The following is a 1,846-nucleotide window of genomic DNA, read 5'->3' as shown; positions in this document are numbered from 1 at the left end:
CTTAATGGTGTTGGAAGTGCGGCTGCCGATCACGGACCAGCCTGTCGGCACCACCCAGGTATAGCTCGCAGCGGCTTCGATCGGGGCTATGGTGTATACCTGCTCGGAGCCGGCGCACGGTGTTGTCGCACCACTAATAGCAGTGGGTGCAGCCGGTATATTCAGGACACTTACCGCCAGCGTAGCCGCCGCACTGCTGCTGCAGGCATTGTTTGCTACAACCTGCAGGGTACCTGCAGTAGTGCCTGCTCTTACTTTGATCTGGTTTGTCGTCTTATCTTCTGACAGGATAGTCCAGCCTTCCGGCACACTCCAGGTATAGGTGGCACCCGGTACAACCGTCGCTGTGTAGGTAGCTTCTGCGCCCACGCAGAGTGTCGTGCTTCCTGCTATGGCAGCAGGAGCTATTGGTGCAGGCGTTACGGTTATTACTTTAGCACTTACACTTTCAAAGCCGCAGCTGTTGGTTACTTTTACTGTAAGTGTACCGCCTACTGCACCTGCTTTCGGCTTAACCACTACAGTGGCAGTACCCTGTCCACGCTCAATATTCAGTCCTTCGGTTGCCAGCCACTCATAGGTAACTTCGCCGCTCACGCCGGTTGCCGTGTAGCTGACACCTTCCGTGTTGAAGCACAAGCTGCTTCCGCCTTCAATAGTCGCTACCGCCGGTGCGCCCGTTACTTCAACGGCTAGTTCTGCAGTAGCCACTTTTCCGCATTGGTCTGTAACTGTCGCCTGTATTTTTCCTGATGTTGTTCCTGCATTCACCCGGATCACGTTGCCTACCTGGTCGATTTTAGTCCAGCCATTTGGCAGCGTGAACTCATATTTCGCGCCTACGATCGGGGTTGCTGTGAAGATAACCTCTTTGCTGTTGGCGCACAGAATGGCACTGCCACTTAGCACAGGATTCAGGTCAGGACATATGGTGATGATCGGAACTTCATCCGTGTTATCATTTTCATCCGGATCCGGATTGTCTCCTATTATATCTACCTGATTGCGGAGCACACCCGGCACCAGCACCTTGAAGACGATCGTCAACGTAATTTGCTGCCCGTTGTTCATGTCCCCTATCGCCCAGATATTGGTTTCCGGATCATAGGTACCCTTGCCAGCTTCCGAACGAATATACTGCAGTCCGGCCGGGACCTTCTCCTTTACTTCCACCCCAAGGGCAGCTCCCGGTCCTCTGTTCGTTGCCTTGATGGTATAGGTTACCTCTGCGCCTACCGAGAAATCTCCACCCTGAGCTGTTTTCTCTACAGCAAGGTTGGAGTATACTACAATCGGGAGGAATACTGTGTTGAAATGAAAGTTAACTGCTTTGTTCAGAGAGATCGCTCTGCCCTGTATTCTGGCTGCACTGGCCAGTGTTACATCGTTATTGGCGATGACGTTACCGACAAAGGAAGTAGAAGAGCCCATGTTGACCTCATTCTCCACCACCCAGTATACGTTCTTGGCTTCTGCGCCTTGCTGCGAAATCATACTCGGGGTAGGATTCTGGGCTGTGGGAGCAAACGTGGTAAAACTTCCGTCTATGATAAACACAAAGGTAGAGTTGATATCCCCCTGTCCATCCAGTACCATGATGCCGTTCAGGGTAGCATCGCCGTTTATCCGGTAGACACCCGGTGTTACAGTCAGTCCATTACCTAAACTCGGTTCGAGCGTCTTTTGGTCGGGCAAATTCCGCAATGCCGTGTAGGCATTCTTGGCGTTGAGCTGCGCCTCAGCTGCCAACTCAGTCCCTTTATGTTTCTTTCCTGAAACAAGCAGATATTCTTCACCTACAATTGTTTTGCCGGGGCTGATGCCCAGGTTGCCGTCGATACCTGTT

Annotated in this window: 1 protein-coding gene; it reads right to left on the bottom strand. The window is 52.3% G+C overall.

All coding sequences use genetic code 11. The features are described 5' to 3' along the window. The coding region (locus OB13_RS15730; protein ID WP_461491128.1) for an ice-binding family protein at nt 1–1,846 on the bottom strand (1,846 nt) is incomplete at both ends.

It is taken from the genome of Pontibacter sp. HJ8 (assembly GCF_054824225.1).
This window is presented reverse-complemented; position numbering and strand designations above follow the sequence as displayed.